This is a genomic window from Pseudomonas sp. LBUM1670, assembly GCF_059695695.1.
In genome coordinates, this window is sequence record NZ_CP166783.1 from 1102796 (window position 1) to 1117086 (window position 14291).

The following is a 14291-nucleotide window of genomic DNA, read 5'->3' on the forward strand; positions in this document are numbered from 1 at the left end:
CGTATGTCGTTTGAGTTGCTTGCTACTGACGGCAAGGCTCGTCGCGGTCGTTTGACCTTCCCGCGCGGTACTGTCGAGACCCCGGCCTTCATGCCGGTCGGTACTTACGGCACCGTGAAAGGCATGCTGCCGCGGGACATCAACGCGACCGGCGCGGAAATCATCCTGGGTAACACCTTCCACTTGTGGCTGCGTCCTGGCACCGAAGTGATCAAGAAGCACGGCGACCTGCACGATTTCATGCAGTGGAAAGGCCCGATTCTTACAGACTCCGGCGGTTTTCAGGTGTTCAGCCTGGGCGCGATGCGCAAGATCAAGGAGGAGGGCGTGACCTTCGCCTCTCCTGTTGACGGCGCGAAAGTGTTCATGGGGCCGGAAGAGTCGATGCAGGTCCAGCGTGATCTGGGCTCGGACATCGTGATGATTTTCGACGAATGCACGCCGTACCCGGCTGATGAAGACGTCGCGCGCATCTCCATGGAGCTGTCGTTGCGTTGGGCCAAGCGTTCGAAAGAGGCCCATGGCGACAACACGGCGGCGCTGTTCGGTATCGTTCAGGGCGGCATGCACCAGGATTTGCGCATGCGTTCGCTGGAAGGCCTCGACAAGATCGGTTTCGATGGCCTGGCCATTGGCGGTCTGTCGGTGGGCGAGCCGAAGCACGAGATGATCAAGGTGCTGGATTACCTGCCGGGCCAGATGCCGGCTGACAAACCTCGTTACCTTATGGGCGTTGGCAAACCGGAAGATCTGGTTGAGGGTGTGCGCCGCGGTGTGGACATGTTCGATTGCGTGATGCCAACCCGTAATGCCCGCAATGGGCATCTGTTCATTGATACCGGCGTGCTGAAGATCCGTAACGCGTTCCATCGCCATGATGATTCGCCGCTCGATCCGACCTGCGATTGCTATACCTGCCAGAACTTCTCCCGCGCTTATCTGCATCACCTGGACAAGTGCGGCGAAATGCTGGGAAGCATGCTCAATACCATCCATAACTTGCGTCATTATCAAGTGCTTATGGCTGGTTTGCGCGAGGCTATTCAACAGGGTACATTGGCCGCCTTTGTCGATGCCTTCTACGCCAAACGCGGGCTTCCCGTTCCGCCTTTGGACTGAGTTTTCTGACCCCAAGATTCAACATTTGCAACTGGAGTGCTAAATGAGCTTTTTTATCTCGAATGCCATGGCTGACGCTGCTGCACCTGCTGCAGGCCCAATGGGTGGCGGTTTTGAGTGGATTTTCCTGGTCGGTTTCCTGGTCATCTTCTACCTGATGATCTGGCGTCCACAGGCCAAGCGCGCCAAAGAGCAGAAGAACCTGCTGAGCAGCCTGCAGAAAGGCGACGAAGTTGTGACCACCGGCGGCATCGCCGGCAAGATCACTAAAGTGGCTGATGATTTCGTGGTTCTGGAAGTTTCCGACACCGTCGAAATGAAGTTCCAGAAAGGCGCCATTGCCGCCACGCTGCCAAAAGGCACGCTGAAAGCGATCTAAGTTTCAACTTCTACTCAATCGACGGGGCGCGCAAGGCGCCCCGCGTCATAAGCGGGCGGCGTGATGCTGAACAAATACCCTCTGTGGAAATACATTCTGATCCTGGCGGTGCTGGCGGTCGGTCTGATTTATTCCGCTCCCAATCTATATCCTGATGACCCGGCCATTCAGGTCAGCGGTGCAAGCACTGCGCTGCAAGTCAATCAGGCTGATCTGGATCGTGTGAGCGCTGCGCTCAAGGAATCCGGGATCAACGTCAAGGCAGCCACGCTGGCAGCCAACGGCAAAGGCGGTCTGATTCGTCTGACCAAGGCTGAAGACCAGCTGCCGGCCAAAGACGTCGTGCGCAAGGCATTGGGTGATGACTACGTCGTTGCACTGAACCTGGCGCAAACCACCCCGCAATGGCTGCGCAGCCTCGCCGCGCACCCGATGAAGCTGGGTCTGGACTTGTCCGGTGGTGTGCACTTCCTGCTCGAAGTGGACATGGACAAAGCCATCGACGCACGCTTGAAAGTGTACGAAGGCGATGTGAAGAGCCTGTTGCGTAAAGAGAAACTGCGCTATCGCAGCCTGCCGCAACTGGGCGGTGCCATTCAGCTGGGTTTCAGTGATGAAGCTTCCCGCGAACAGGCCCGTGTACTGATCCGCAAGAACTTCAACGATTTCGACATTGTTCCGGCCGACCTCAATGGTCAGGCGGTGCTGCGTCTGGCGATGACCCCGGCCAAGCTGGCGGAAATCCGCGAATACTCCATCAAGCAGAACTTGACCACGGTACGTAACCGCGTCAACGAGCTGGGTGTTGCCGAACCGATCGTTCAGCGTCAGGGCGCCAACCGCATCGTGGTTGAGCTGCCGGGCGTGCAGGACACCGCAGAAGCCAAGCGTATCCTCGGCAAGACGGCTAACCTTGAGTTCCGTCTGGCTGCAGAGCCGGGCGCGTCGAAAGCCACTTCCGAGACTTTCGAGTTCCGTGAAGGCAATCGTCCTCCAGCACAGATCGAGCGTGGCCTGATCATCACCGGTGACCAGGTCACTGACGCCAAGGCTGGCTTCGGCGAGCACGGCACGCCGGAAGTGAACATCCGTCTGGATGGCCACGGTGGCGAGCTGATGAGTCGTGCGACTCGCAGCAACGTCGGTCGCAGCATGGCGGTGATCTTCATCGAGCAACGTCCGGTCACCACTTACACCAAGCAAGTGATTAACGGCGTCGAGAAAGACGTACCGGTTCAAACGTTTAAAGAAGAGAAGAAGATCATCAGCCTGGCGACCATTCAGTCGCCGCTGGGTGCTCAATTCCGCATCACTGGCCTGAATGGTCAGGGCGAGTCGTCCGAACTGGCGCTGTTGCTGCGTGCCGGTGGTCTGGCGGCACCGATGTACTTCGCTGAAGAGCGCACCATCGGCCCGAGCCTGGGTGCCGACAACATCGTCAAAGGTATCGATGCATCGCTGTGGGGCATGCTGTTTGTCTCGCTGTTCATCATCGCCATCTACCGCTTCTTCGGCATCATCGCCACCGTCGCTCTGGCCGTGAACATGGTGCTGCTGCTGGCCCTGATGTCGCTGCTGGGTGCAACGCTGACCCTGCCGGGTATCGCCGGTATCGTGTTGACCATGGGTATGGCGGTCGACGCCAACGTACTGATCTTCTCCCGGATTCGTGAAGAGATCGCGGCGGGCATGACCGTACAACGGGCAATCAACGAAGGCTTCGGCCGGGCATTTACTGCGATTCTCGACGCCAACCTGACAACACTGTTGGTCGGCGGGATTCTCTTTGCGATGGGCACCGGCCCGGTCAAAGGTTTCGCAGTGACCATGTCCCTCGGGATCTTTACCTCGATGTTCACGGCCATCATGGTGACCCGCGCGATGGTCAACCTGATCTTCGGCGGTCGTGACTTCAAGAAGTTGTGGATTTAAGGGGCTGCCATGTTACGTACAATCAACTTCATGGGCGTTCGCAACGTTGCGTTCGGCGTCACATTGTTCCTTACTGCGCTGGCCTTGTTCAGCGTCGCCACCAAGGGCATGAACTGGGGCCTGGACTTCACCGGCGGTACGCTCATCGAGCTGACCTACGAGCGTCCGGCCGATGTCACCAAGGTGCGTGAGCAACTGGCCACTTCGGGTTATCACGAGGCCATCGTGCAGAGCTTCGGTGCAACCACCGATTTGCTGGTGCGTATGCCGGGTGAAGACCCGCAGCTGGGCCATCAAGTGGCAGACGCGCTGCTGAAGGTCGGCGGCGACAACCCTGCGTCGGTCAAGCGCGTTGAGTTCGTCGGCCCGCAGGTCGGTGAAGAGCTGCGAGACCAGGGCGGCCTCGGCATGCTGATGGCGCTGGGCGGCATTCTGATCTACCTGGCTTTCCGCTTTCAGTGGAAGTTTGCGGTCGGTGCGATCGTTTCGCTGATCCACGACGTGATCGTGACCATCGGTATCCTGTCGTTCTTCCAGATCACCTTCGACCTGACGGTATTGGCGGCGGTGCTGGCGATCATTGGTTACTCGCTCAACGACACCATCGTGGTATTCGACCGGGTTCGTGAGAACTTCCGTGTGCTGCGCAAGGCCAGCCTGATCGAGAACATCAACATCTCGACCACGCAAACCCTGCTGCGGACCATGGCGACGTCGATCTCCACGCTGTTGGCGATTGCGGCACTGTTGTTCTTCGGCGGCGACAACCTGTTCGGCTTCTCCATCGCCCTGTTTATCGGTGTACTGGCGGGTACTTACTCGTCGATCTACATCGCCAACGTGGTTTTGATCTGGCTGAACCTGAGCACCGAGGATCTGATTCCTCCTGTGGCTACTGACAAGGAAGTCGACGACCGTCCATAACGGCCCTCGCTTTTCCAGCTGTCAGCCCAAAAAGGCGCGAGTTGAACTCGCGCCTTTTTTTGTGCTCCAAGGCTGGGAGAAGCGCGGACATGTTCCGCGGGTGATGGTCAGGAGGTTCATGTGAACAAGTCGTTGCTGGTTGGTGCGGTATTGGGTGCTGTCGGTGTGACTGCCGGGGGTGCTGTTGCCACCTACAGCCTGGTTAAAAGCGGCCCTGAGTATGCGCAAGTGCTAGCCGTTGAACCGGTCAAGACACAAATCAAGACGCCACGTGAAGTGTGCAAGGATGTCGCAGTGACCCGGCAGGCGCCGGTGAAAGATCAACACCAGATTGCCGGTACGGTGGTGGGTGCGCTGGCAGGTGGTCTGCTGGGTAACCAGATCGGCGGCGGCACCGGCAAGAAAATTGCCACGGTTGCGGGCGCGGTCGGTGGTGGTTATGCCGGCAACAAGGTTCAGGAAGGCATGCAGGAGCGTGACACCTACACCACGACTCAAACTCGCTGTAACACAGTGAATGACATCAGCGACAAGGTTGTGGGTTACGACGTTCGTTATTCGCTGGATGGCAAGGAAGGCAAGGTGCGGATGGATCGCGATCCGGGCAACCAGATTCCGGTGGATAAGGAAGGCAAGTTGATCCTGTCGCAGAATGAGCCGGCTAAGTAAGTAGCTCAGGTTTGAAAAGAAGCACCCTTCGGGGTGCTTTTTTTGTACCCGGGATTCATGTCTCGCCACTGTTCCATTGTGGGAGCGGGCTTGCTCGCGAAAGCGGTGTATCAGTCGCCAGCTCTATCGACTGGCACGGCCTCTTCGCGAGCAAGCCCGCTCCCACATTGGTTTTGTGGTGTTCTTGAGGCGAATCCCGGGCATAAAAAAGCACCCCGAAGGGTGCTTTTTTTTCTGTCGCTGGAAGCTTAGCGTTTCAGCGAGGCCGGCAGGTGCGGCTGGATCGCCGTCAGGACTGCCTTGAAGCACTTGGTGTTACCGGCAACGATGTGGCCTTTCTCAAGGAAATCGTGACCGCCAGTGAAGTCGCTCACCAAACCGCCTGCTTCCTGAATCAGCAGGGCGCCTGCGGCCATGTCCCACTCGGACAGGCCCGACTCCCAGAATGCATCGAAACGGCCAGCCGCTACGTAGGCCAGGTCCAGGCTCGCCGAGCCAGCGCGGCGGATGCCGGCAGTCTGGCCAACCAGGGCGCGGAACATGCCCAGGTAGTTGTCGAGGTTGTCCATCTGGTCATCACGGAACGGGAAGCCGGTACCCAGCAGGGCGCCGTCCAGGCTGGTGCGACCGCTGACGCGCAGGCGACGACCGTTCAGTTGAGCGCCGCGACCACGGCTGGCGGTGAATTCTTCCTGGCGAACCGGGTCCAGAACAACAGCGTGTTCCAGGCGACCGCGGTATTTGCAGGCGATGCTGACAGCGAAGTGAGGAATGCCGCGCAGGAAGTTGGTGGTGCCGTCCAGCGGATCGATGATCCACAGGTATTCTTCGCCTTCGATCCCGGTGCCGGCGTGCATGCCGGTTTCTTCACCCATGATCGAGTGGTTCGGGTAGGCCTTGCGCAGCGCGTCGATGATTTTCTGTTCAGCGGCGCGATCCACCTCGGATACGTAATCCTTGGCGTCTTTTTCGTCGACCTTGATGGTATCCAGGCGCTCGATGGAGCGGAAGATCAATTCACTGGCGCTGCGGGCGGCGCGCAGCGCGATATTCAGCATGGGCTGCATGGATGTGTCACCTAAGGTTGTTAAAGAAAGCCGGGCATTCTATCAGAACTTTTCTACAGGTGAAGGTCGGTGTTCGCTTTCATAGCTTAACGGTGTGTCCCGCCTCAGAAATACGTTCACTTTTTGACGAGTGGTCAATGTTGTCAGGCAAGGCGCCGTGCCGACTCATAGCTCGCTATGGGGGGAAGGGGCCACGCAGCATGCCGGCATTGAACACCGTCAAAAGTGAACAGTTATTTTTGAGGCGGGACACCCTGATGAACTGTAAGATTCGGCTCCCGATTATTGTGTTCGAGAACGCCTCCCGTGCTGCAAAACATTCGTGTCGTCCTGGTCAATACCAGCCACCCCGGCAATATCGGCGGGGCTGCGCGTGCCATGAAGAACATGGGCCTGTCGCGGCTGGTGCTGGTCGAACCTCGGTTGTTCCCGCACCACGAAGCCGATGCCCGTGCCTCCGGTGCCGGGTACATCCTTGAAAACGCGCAAGTCGTTGCCACTTTGGAAGATGCCTTGGTCGGCTGCAATCTGGTGCTCGGCACCAGCGCCCGCGATCGTCGCATTCCCTGGCCGCTGCTCGATCCCCGCGAATGCGGGACGAAAGTGGTCGAGGAAGCCGGGCAGGGCGCCGAGATTGCCTTGGTCTTTGGTCGTGAAGATTCCGGCCTGACCAATGAAGAGCTGCAGCGATGTCATTATCACGTGCACATCCCGTCAGACCCTGAGTTCAGTTCGCTGAACCTTGGGGCGGCGGTGCAGGTGTTGAGCTATGAAGTGCGCATGTCCTGGCTGGCGGCCCAAGGTCAGCCGAGCAAGGTCGAGAAGGAAGAAGTGGCATCGGTCAAAAGCGCTGAGCTAGCGACCATGGATGAGCTGGAGCGATTCTATGAGCACCTGGAACAAACCCTGGTGGCCATCGAATTCCTCGATCCGGAAAAACCACGGCACTTGATGGCGCGCCTGCGTCGGTTGTACGGACGAAGCTCGGTCAGCCGGGCGGAAATGAATATATTGCGTGGCATCCTCACGGAAACCCAGAAAGCGGCCCGTGGTGAGCTTCTAAAGCGGAAGGATTAATGATGTTCGAGCGTTTGCGTGAAGATATTCAGAGTGTTTTCCATCGTGACCCGGCGGCGCGTAACGCTTTTGAAGTCCTGACGTGCTACCCGGGCATGCACGCCATCTGGATCCATCGGCTGTCGGCGGCCTTGTGGCGCGCCGAGTTGAAATGGCTGGCGCGGCTGGTGTCGAACTTCGGTCGCTGGTTGACCGGGATCGAGATTCATCCGGGGGCCAAGGTGGGTCGGCGCTTCTTTATTGATCATGGCATGGGCATTGTCATCGGTGAAACTGCCGAGATTGGCAATGACGTCACCTTGTATCAGGGCGTGACTCTCGGCGGCACCAGCTGGAATAAAGGCAAGCGTCATCCGACGCTGGAAGATGGCGTTGTGGTTGGCGCCGGTGCCAAGGTGCTCGGCCCGTTCACGGTTGGCGCGGGTGCCAAGGTCGGTTCCAACGCGGTTGTGACCAAGGCTGTTCCGGCGGGTGCGACGGTTGTCGGGATTCCCGGGCGTATCATCGTCAAATCCGATGAAGAGCAGGACGCCAAGCGCAAGGCCATGGCCGAGAAGATTGGCTTTGATGCCTATGGTGTCGGCGAAGATATGCCCGACCCGGTCGCTCGCGCCATCAATCAGTTGCTCGACCATTTGCAGGCAGTTGATGGCCGTCTGGAAGGGATGTGCGGAGCGCTGAAGGATCTGGGCAGTAATTACTGTGCGAAAGATCTGCCTGAGCTGCGTGAAGAAGACTTCGCCTGTGTGAAGGATAAGGATCAGAGTCAGGCCGGCTAGGCCGAGTTGACCCCTTTGCGAGCAAGCCCGCTCCCACATTGGAATGCGGTCAACTGTGGGAGCGGGCTTGCTCGCGAAGAACGATAACGCGCAATTGCTGGCTGTAACCGCCCAGCCTTTGCTATGATGCGGCCGCTCTTTTGCGGGTAAACCTGACTAAAGTACTAGGTCTTATAGTTGACTTAAATACTCGGGAATTGCATACTCGCCCCATTCCGAACTCCGTGGTAATTGTCCATGCGACTGACTACAAAAGGCCGATACGCCGTGACCGCCATGCTCGATCTGGCGTTGCACGCGCAACACGGGCCGGTGTCCCTGGCCGATATCTCCGAGCGCCAAGGCATCTCCCTGTCCTACCTCGAACAGCTTTTCGCCAAATTGCGCCGCAGCAATCTGGTCTCCAGCGTCCGTGGTCCGGGCGGCGGCTACCAGCTGTCCCGCGACATGCAGGGCATCCAGGTCGCCCAGGTGATCGATGCGGTCAATGAATCGGTCGATGCCACCAAGTGCCAGGGCCAAGGCGATTGCCATCAAGGCGACACCTGCCTGACTCACCACTTGTGGTGCGACCTGAGCCTGCAGATTCACGAATTTCTGAGCGGTATCAGCTTGGCTGATCTTGTCACTCGCCGTGAGGTACAAGAAGTAGCCCAGCGTCAGGACCAGCGTCGTTGCAACAGCAAGACGCCACACCTGGACAAGATTGAAGCGTCCGCCGTCGAATGACAGCCAAAGAGCTAGCGGTACGTCAGCCTGCCCGATTTAGGAGATAGTCCATGAAATTGCCGATTTACCTTGATTACTCTGCGACCACCCCGGTTGATCCGCGTGTTGCGCAAAAAATGAGTGAATGCCTGCTGGTCGACGGAAACTTCGGTAACCCGGCGTCCCGTTCCCACGTGTTTGGCTGGAAAGCTGAAGAATCCGTCGAAAACGCTCGCCGTCAGGTCGCTGACCTGGTCAACGCCGACCCGCGTGAAATCGTCTGGACCTCCGGCGCCACCGAATCCGACAACCTGGCAATCAAGGGCGCGGCGCATTTCTATGCGACCAAAGGCAAGCACCTGATCACCACCAAGATTGAGCACAAGGCTGTCCTCGACACCATGCGCCAACTGGAGCGTGAAGGCTTCGAAGTGACCTACCTCGAGCCTCGCACCGATGGTCTGGTTACGCCTGAAATGATCGAAGCGGCACTGCGCGACGACACCATCCTGGTTTCGGTCATGCACGTGAACAACGAAATCGGCACCATCAACGACATCGCCGCCATCGGCGAACTGACCCGCGCCAGGGGCATTCTGTTCCACGTCGACGCTGCTCAGTCCACCGGCAAGGTCGAGATCGACCTGCAGAAGCTGAAAGTCGACATGATGTCGTTCTCCGCCCACAAAACCTACGGTCCTAAAGGCATCGGCGCACTGTACGTGAGCCGCAAGCCGCGCGTTCGCATCGAAGCGACCATGCACGGCGGCGGTCACGAGCGCGGCATGCGTTCCGGCACCCTGGCGACCCACCAGATCGTCGGCATGGGCGAAGCCTTCCGCGTAGCCAAGGAAGACATGGCTGCCGAGAACGTGCGCATCAAAGCCCTGAGCGACCGTTTCTTCAAACAGGTCGAAGACCTGGAAGAGCTGTACGTCAACGGCAGCCTGACCGCCCGCGTTCCGCACAACCTGAACCTGAGCTTCAACTACGTTGAAGGCGAGTCGCTGATCATGGCGCTCAAGGATCTGGCGGTTTCGTCCGGCTCGGCTTGCACCTCGGCTTCGCTGGAGCCTTCGTACGTACTGCGCGCCTTGGGCCGCAACGACGAACTGGCACACAGCTCGATCCGCTTCACCTTCGGTCGTTTCACCACCGAAGAAGAAATCGACTACGCCGCGCAGAAAGTCCGCGAGGCCGTTACCAAGCTGCGCGCTCTGTCGCCGCTGTGGGACATGTACAAAGACGGTGTCGACATTTCGAAAATCGAGTGGGCGGCACACTGATTTCAAGTCGCCGAGAACCGGCCCTGTGAACCAAGGCTTGCAGGGCTTTAAGAGCGACTCTCTGATGAGTGAGGATTAAGAATCATGGCTTACAGCGAAAAGGTCATCGACCACTACGAAAACCCGCGTAACGTCGGCAAGATGGACGCCGAAGACCCGGATGTCGGCACCGGCATGGTCGGCGCCCCGGCGTGCGGCGACGTGATGCGTCTGCAAATCAAGGTCAACGAGCAAGGCATCATCGAAGACGCCAAGTTCAAGACCTACGGTTGCGGTTCGGCCATCGCCTCCAGCTCTTTGGCGACCGAGTGGATGAAAGGCAAGACTCTGGATGAAGCAGAGACCATCAAAAACACTCAACTGGCCGAAGAACTGGCCCTGCCGCCAGTAAAAATTCACTGCTCCGTACTTGCTGAAGACGCTATCAAAGCGGCCGTTCGCGACTACAAGCAGAAGAAAGGCTTGATCTGATTTTCAAGATTTTGCGACGAGTAAGGAGTCACCGATGGCTATCAGCATGACAGAAGCGGCTGCTCGACACGTGCGACGCTCCCTCGACGGGCGCGGCAAAGGTGAAGGGATTCGTTTGGGTGTTCGCACCACGGGCTGTTCCGGCCTTGCCTACGTGCTGGAGTTTGTCGACGAGGTGGTTGCAGAGGATCAGGTGTTCGAAAGTCACGGCGAGAAAGTGATCATCGACCCGAAAAGCCTGGCCTACCTGGACGGCACCGAGCTCGACTTCGTCAAGGAAGGGTTGAACGAAGGCTTCAAGTTCAACAACCCCAACGTACGCGGTGAATGTGGCTGCGGCGAAAGCTTCAACATCTGAGGCTTCTCGTGGGTACTCCTTGTCATTACGCTTTATTTGAGCTGCAACCGAGTTTCAATCTGGACCTCGACCAGCTGGCTACGCGCTATCGCGAGTTGGCGCGCAGTGTTCATCCGGACCGTTTTGCGGACGCTTCCGAGCGTGAGCAACGGCTGGCGCTAGAGCAATCCGCGAGCCTCAACGAGGCCTACCAGACGCTCAAAAGTCCCCCGAAGCGCGCGCGATACCTGCTCGCTCTGAATGGTGGCGAGCTGCCGCTGGAGGTCACGGTGCATGATCCGGCGTTTCTTCTGCAGCAGATGGAGCTGCGTGAGGAGCTCGAAGACCTGCAAGACAGTGCCGACATGGCCGGTATTGCAGCGTTCAAGCGCCGCCTGAAAACTGCTCAGGATGAACTGAACCAGAGCTTCGCAGCCTGTTGGAATGATGCAGCGCAACGTGAACAGGCCGAACGCCTGATGCGGCGCATGCAGTTCCTCGACAAGCTCACCTACGAAGTGCGCCAGTTAGAAGAGCGCCTCGACGATTAACCCAGTGCCGCTCCGGTCGCACGCCTGATATACAGATAAGTCCTGATCACGATGGCCCTACTGCAGATCGCCGAACCCGGCCAAAGTCCTCAACCGCACCAGCGTCGTCTGGCTGTGGGGATCGACTTGGGCACTACCAATTCGCTGGTCGCTGCATTGCGCAGTGGTCTTTCCGAGCCTCTGGCCGACGCTGACGGGCAGGTCATCCTGCCGTCCGCCGTGCGCTACCACGCCGATCGCGTCGAAGTCGGCGAATCGGCCAAGCTGGCTGCCGCTACCGATCCTCTGAACACCGTGCTGTCGGTCAAGCGCTTGATGGGTCGTGGTCTGTCCGACGTCAAGCAATTGGGCGAGCAACTGCCGTACCGCTTTGTCGGCGGCGAGTCGCACATGCCGTTCATCGATACGATCCAGGGTCCGAAAAGCCCGGTCGAAGTCTCTGCCGATATCCTGAAAGTGCTGCGTCAGCGCGCTGAAGCGACCTTGGGCGGCGAACTGGTCGGCGCGGTGATCACCGTTCCGGCCTATTTCGACGACGCTCAGCGTCAAGCCACCAAGGACGCGGCCAAACTGGCCGGCCTGAACGTGCTGCGGTTACTCAATGAGCCGACCGCCGCTGCCGTGGCTTACGGTCTGGATCAACACGCTGAAGGCCTGGTCGCGATATATGACCTGGGTGGCGGTACTTTTGATATTTCGATTCTGCGCCTGACCGGCGGTGTGTTTGAAGTGCTGGCCACCGGCGGCGACAGCGCCTTGGGCGGTGACGACTTCGACCATGCGATTGCCGGCTGGATCATCGAGAGCGCCGGTTTGTCCGCCGATCTCGATCCGGGTGCGCAACGTCATCTGCTGCAAACCGCCTGCGCGGCCAAGGAAGCGCTGACCAATGCTGCTTCCGTTGAAGTTGCTTATGGCGACTGGAAGGCCGACCTGACTCGCGAAGCCTTCAATGCGCTGATTGAGCCGATGGTTGCTCGCAGCCTGAAAGCCTGCCGTCGCGCGGTGCGTGATTCCGGTATCGAGCTGGAAGAAGTGCACGCCGTGGTCATGGTTGGCGGTTCGACTCGTGTGCCTCGCGTTCGCGAAGCGGTCGCTGAAGCCTTTGGTCGTCAGCCGTTGACCGAAATCGACCCGGATCAAGTGGTGGCCATTGGTGCCGCGATCCAGGCTGATACGCTGGCCGGCAACAAGCGCGATGGCGGCGAATTGCTGCTGCTCGACGTGATTCCTTTGTCCCTGGGGCTGGAAACCATGGGCGGCCTGATGGAGAAGGTAATTCCGCGCAACACCACCATCCCCGTCGCTCGCGCCCAGGACTTCACCACGTACAAAGATGGCCAGTCGGCGATGGCGATCCATGTGTTGCAGGGCGAGCGTGAGCTGATCAGCGACTGCCGCTCCCTGGCACGCTTCGAATTGCGCGGCATTCCGGCGATGGTGGCGGGTGCGGCGAAAATTCGCGTGACCTTCCAGGTCGATGCCGACGGTCTGCTCAGCGTGTCGGCCCGTGAATTGGGTTCGGGCGTTGAAGCCAGCATTCAGGTCAAGCCGTCCTACGGTCTGACCGACGGCGAAATCGCCAAGATGCTCAAGGATTCGTTCCAGCACGCTAACGACGACAAGGTCGCCCGTGTACTGCGTGAGCAGCAGGTCGATGCCCAGCGCCTGATTGAAGCGGTGCAGGCCGCCCTTGAAGCCGACGGCGAGCGTCTGCTCGACGCCGAAGAGCGCATGGTGATCGAGCTGCAGATGCAGGAACTGACCGAACTGATGAAAGGTACCGATGGTTATGCCATCGAGCAGCAGACCAAACGTCTGTCGCACGTGACCGATGCCTTTGCTGCCCGCCGCCTGGACTCGACGGTGAAAGCCGCGCTGGCGGGGCGCAACCTGAATGAAATCGAGGATAACTGATGCCGCAGGTCATTTTTCTGCCACACGAGAAGTTTTGCCCGGAAGGCATGGTTGTGGAGGCCGAGACCGGTACGTCCATACTCGAGCTGGCCCATGAGCACCATATCGAGATGGAAAGCGCCTGTGGTGGCGTCTGCGCCTGCACCACCTGCCACTGCATCATTCGCGAAGGTTTTGACTCGCTGGAAGAAGCGGACGAGCTGGAAGAAGACTTTCTTGATCGGGCCTGGGGTCTGGAAGCTCAATCGCGTCTAGGCTGTCAGGCGATCGTCGGTACTGAAGACCTGACTGTCGAGATTCCGAAATACTCGCTCAACCATGCCGCCGAAGCGCCGCACTGATTCAAGGAACTGTCATGAGTCTCAAGTGGACTGATGTGCTGGAAATCGCAATCCAGCTGGCTGAAAGCAAGCCCGATGTTGACCCAATGTCGGTCAACTTCGTCGATCTGCGCAAGTGGGTGATGGAATTGCCCGAGTTCGACGACAAGCCTGAACATTGTGGCGAAAAGATCCTGGAGGCCATTCAGGCCCACTGGATCGAAGAACGCGACTGAGCCACGCTGCAGGTTAGGCAATACCCAAGAACCCGCGTATAATTCGCGGGTTTAATTTTTCACAAATTACCGTTTCTGGAGTTACACCATGGCTGTTCAACGTACTTTCTCCATCATCAAGCCTGACGCTGTTGCAAAAAACGTCATCGGCGAGATCACCACTCGTTTCGAAAAAGCAGGCCTGCGCGTTGTAGCTTCGAAACTGAAGCAACTGTCCAAAGCCGAAGCTGAAGGCTTCTACGCTGAGCACAGCGCTCGTGGTTTCTTCGGCGACCTGGTTGCTTTCATGATCTCCGGTCCTGTAGTTGTTCAGGTTCTGGAAGGCGAAAACGCTATCGCTCTGAACCGTGAGCTGATGGGCGCTACCAACCCTAAAGAAGCTGCTGCCGGCACCATCCGTGCTGACTTCGCTGATTCCATCGACGCCAACGCTGTACACGGTTCGGACTCCGAAGCCGCTGCTGCTCGCGAAATCTCGTACTTCTTCGCTGCTACTGAAGTAACCACTCGCTAAGCATT

The 14291-nt window shown here is 58.5% G+C and carries 17 protein-coding genes; 16 read left to right on the plus strand and 1 reads right to left on the minus strand.

Features of this window, described 5'->3' with window-relative positions:
- The first annotated feature begins 3 nt into the window (after positions 1–3).
- From tgt to ACA073_RS05040, 5 genes are all read left to right on the plus strand, one after another.
- Entirely contained in the window at positions 4–1119 is a 1116-nt protein-coding gene (tgt, locus tag ACA073_RS05020; RefSeq protein WP_497403987.1) for a tRNA guanosine(34) transglycosylase Tgt, read from the plus strand.
- Positions 1120–1162: 43 nt separating this feature from the next.
- Positions 1163–1498 carry a preprotein translocase subunit YajC gene (gene yajC, locus ACA073_RS05025; RefSeq protein WP_007982729.1) on the plus strand — a complete coding sequence of 112 codons (336 nt, stop codon included), beginning with the start codon at positions 1163–1165 and terminating at the stop codon, positions 1496–1498.
- Between the two features lie 63 nt (positions 1499–1561).
- Positions 1562–3430 carry a protein translocase subunit SecD gene (gene secD / locus ACA073_RS05030; RefSeq protein WP_497402077.1) on the plus strand — a complete coding sequence of 623 codons (1869 nt, stop codon included), beginning with the start codon at positions 1562–1564 and terminating at the stop codon, positions 3428–3430.
- A 9-nt stretch (positions 3431–3439) separates the two neighbouring features.
- Positions 3440–4354, plus strand: a complete 915-nt coding sequence (gene secF, locus ACA073_RS05035; protein WP_497402079.1) for a protein translocase subunit SecF — start codon at positions 3440–3442, stop codon at positions 4352–4354.
- 120 nt (positions 4355–4474) lie between these two features.
- Complete coding sequence (locus tag ACA073_RS05040; protein WP_497402081.1) at positions 4475–5023, plus strand: glycine zipper 2TM domain-containing protein; 549 nt, start codon at positions 4475–4477, stop codon at positions 5021–5023.
- 248 nt (positions 5024–5271) lie between these two features.
- Here the strand turns inward: ACA073_RS05040 and suhB are convergent, their stop codons facing one another.
- Positions 5272–6090 (minus strand): type III secretion system regulator SuhB, encoded by an 819-nt coding sequence (gene suhB / locus ACA073_RS05045; protein ID WP_008014726.1) that lies wholly within the window; start codon positions 6088–6090, stop codon positions 5272–5274.
- 306 nt (positions 6091–6396) lie between these two features.
- Between suhB and trmJ the strand changes: the two genes are divergently transcribed.
- The 11 genes from trmJ (at position 6397) to ndk (ending at position 14286) form a co-directional block, all read left to right on the plus strand.
- Positions 6397–7167 carry a tRNA (cytosine(32)/uridine(32)-2'-O)-methyltransferase TrmJ gene (gene trmJ, locus ACA073_RS05050; RefSeq protein ID WP_497402083.1) on the plus strand — a complete coding sequence of 257 codons (771 nt, stop codon included), beginning with the start codon at positions 6397–6399 and terminating at the stop codon, positions 7165–7167.
- A 2-nt stretch (positions 7168–7169) separates the two neighbouring features.
- Positions 7170–7946 carry a serine O-acetyltransferase gene (gene cysE / locus ACA073_RS05055; RefSeq protein ID WP_253440411.1) on the plus strand — a complete coding sequence of 259 codons (777 nt, stop codon included), beginning with the start codon at positions 7170–7172 and terminating at the stop codon, positions 7944–7946.
- Between the two features lie 237 nt (positions 7947–8183).
- Complete coding sequence (gene iscR / locus ACA073_RS05060; protein ID WP_497402085.1) at positions 8184–8675, plus strand: Fe-S cluster assembly transcriptional regulator IscR; 492 nt, start codon at positions 8184–8186, stop codon at positions 8673–8675.
- A gap of 50 nt (positions 8676–8725) precedes the next feature.
- Positions 8726–9940 carry an IscS subfamily cysteine desulfurase gene (locus ACA073_RS05065; RefSeq protein WP_461951735.1) on the plus strand — a complete coding sequence of 405 codons (1215 nt, stop codon included), beginning with the start codon at positions 8726–8728 and terminating at the stop codon, positions 9938–9940.
- Between the two features lie 84 nt (positions 9941–10024).
- On the plus strand, positions 10025–10411 hold the full coding sequence (iscU, locus tag ACA073_RS05070; RefSeq protein WP_003443374.1) for a Fe-S cluster assembly scaffold IscU: 387 nt from the start codon (positions 10025–10027) through the stop codon (positions 10409–10411).
- 34 nt (positions 10412–10445) lie between these two features.
- Complete coding sequence (gene iscA / locus ACA073_RS05075) at positions 10446–10769, plus strand: iron-sulfur cluster assembly protein IscA (RefSeq protein WP_003227904.1); 324 nt, start codon at positions 10446–10448, stop codon at positions 10767–10769.
- Positions 10770–10777: 8 nt separating this feature from the next.
- Positions 10778–11299, plus strand: coding sequence for a co-chaperone HscB (hscB, locus tag ACA073_RS05080; protein ID WP_461954291.1), 522 nt, complete (start codon positions 10778–10780; stop codon positions 11297–11299).
- A 51-nt stretch (positions 11300–11350) separates the two neighbouring features.
- Positions 11351–13216 (plus strand): Fe-S protein assembly chaperone HscA, encoded by a 1866-nt coding sequence (gene hscA, locus ACA073_RS05085; protein WP_497402088.1) that lies wholly within the window; start codon positions 11351–11353, stop codon positions 13214–13216.
- Positions 13216–13557, plus strand: a complete 342-nt coding sequence (fdx, locus tag ACA073_RS05090; protein WP_461951733.1) for an ISC system 2Fe-2S type ferredoxin — start codon at positions 13216–13218, stop codon at positions 13555–13557. The genes hscA and fdx overlap by 1 nt, the downstream gene beginning before the upstream one ends.
- A 14-nt stretch (positions 13558–13571) precedes the next feature.
- Entirely contained in the window at positions 13572–13772 is a 201-nt protein-coding gene (gene iscX / locus ACA073_RS05095; RefSeq protein WP_017123703.1) for a Fe-S cluster assembly protein IscX, read from the plus strand.
- An 88-nt stretch (positions 13773–13860) separates the two neighbouring features.
- Entirely contained in the window at positions 13861–14286 is a 426-nt protein-coding gene (gene ndk, locus ACA073_RS05100; RefSeq protein WP_007916882.1) for a nucleoside-diphosphate kinase, read from the plus strand.
- Positions 14287–14291: the final 5 nt, after the last annotated feature.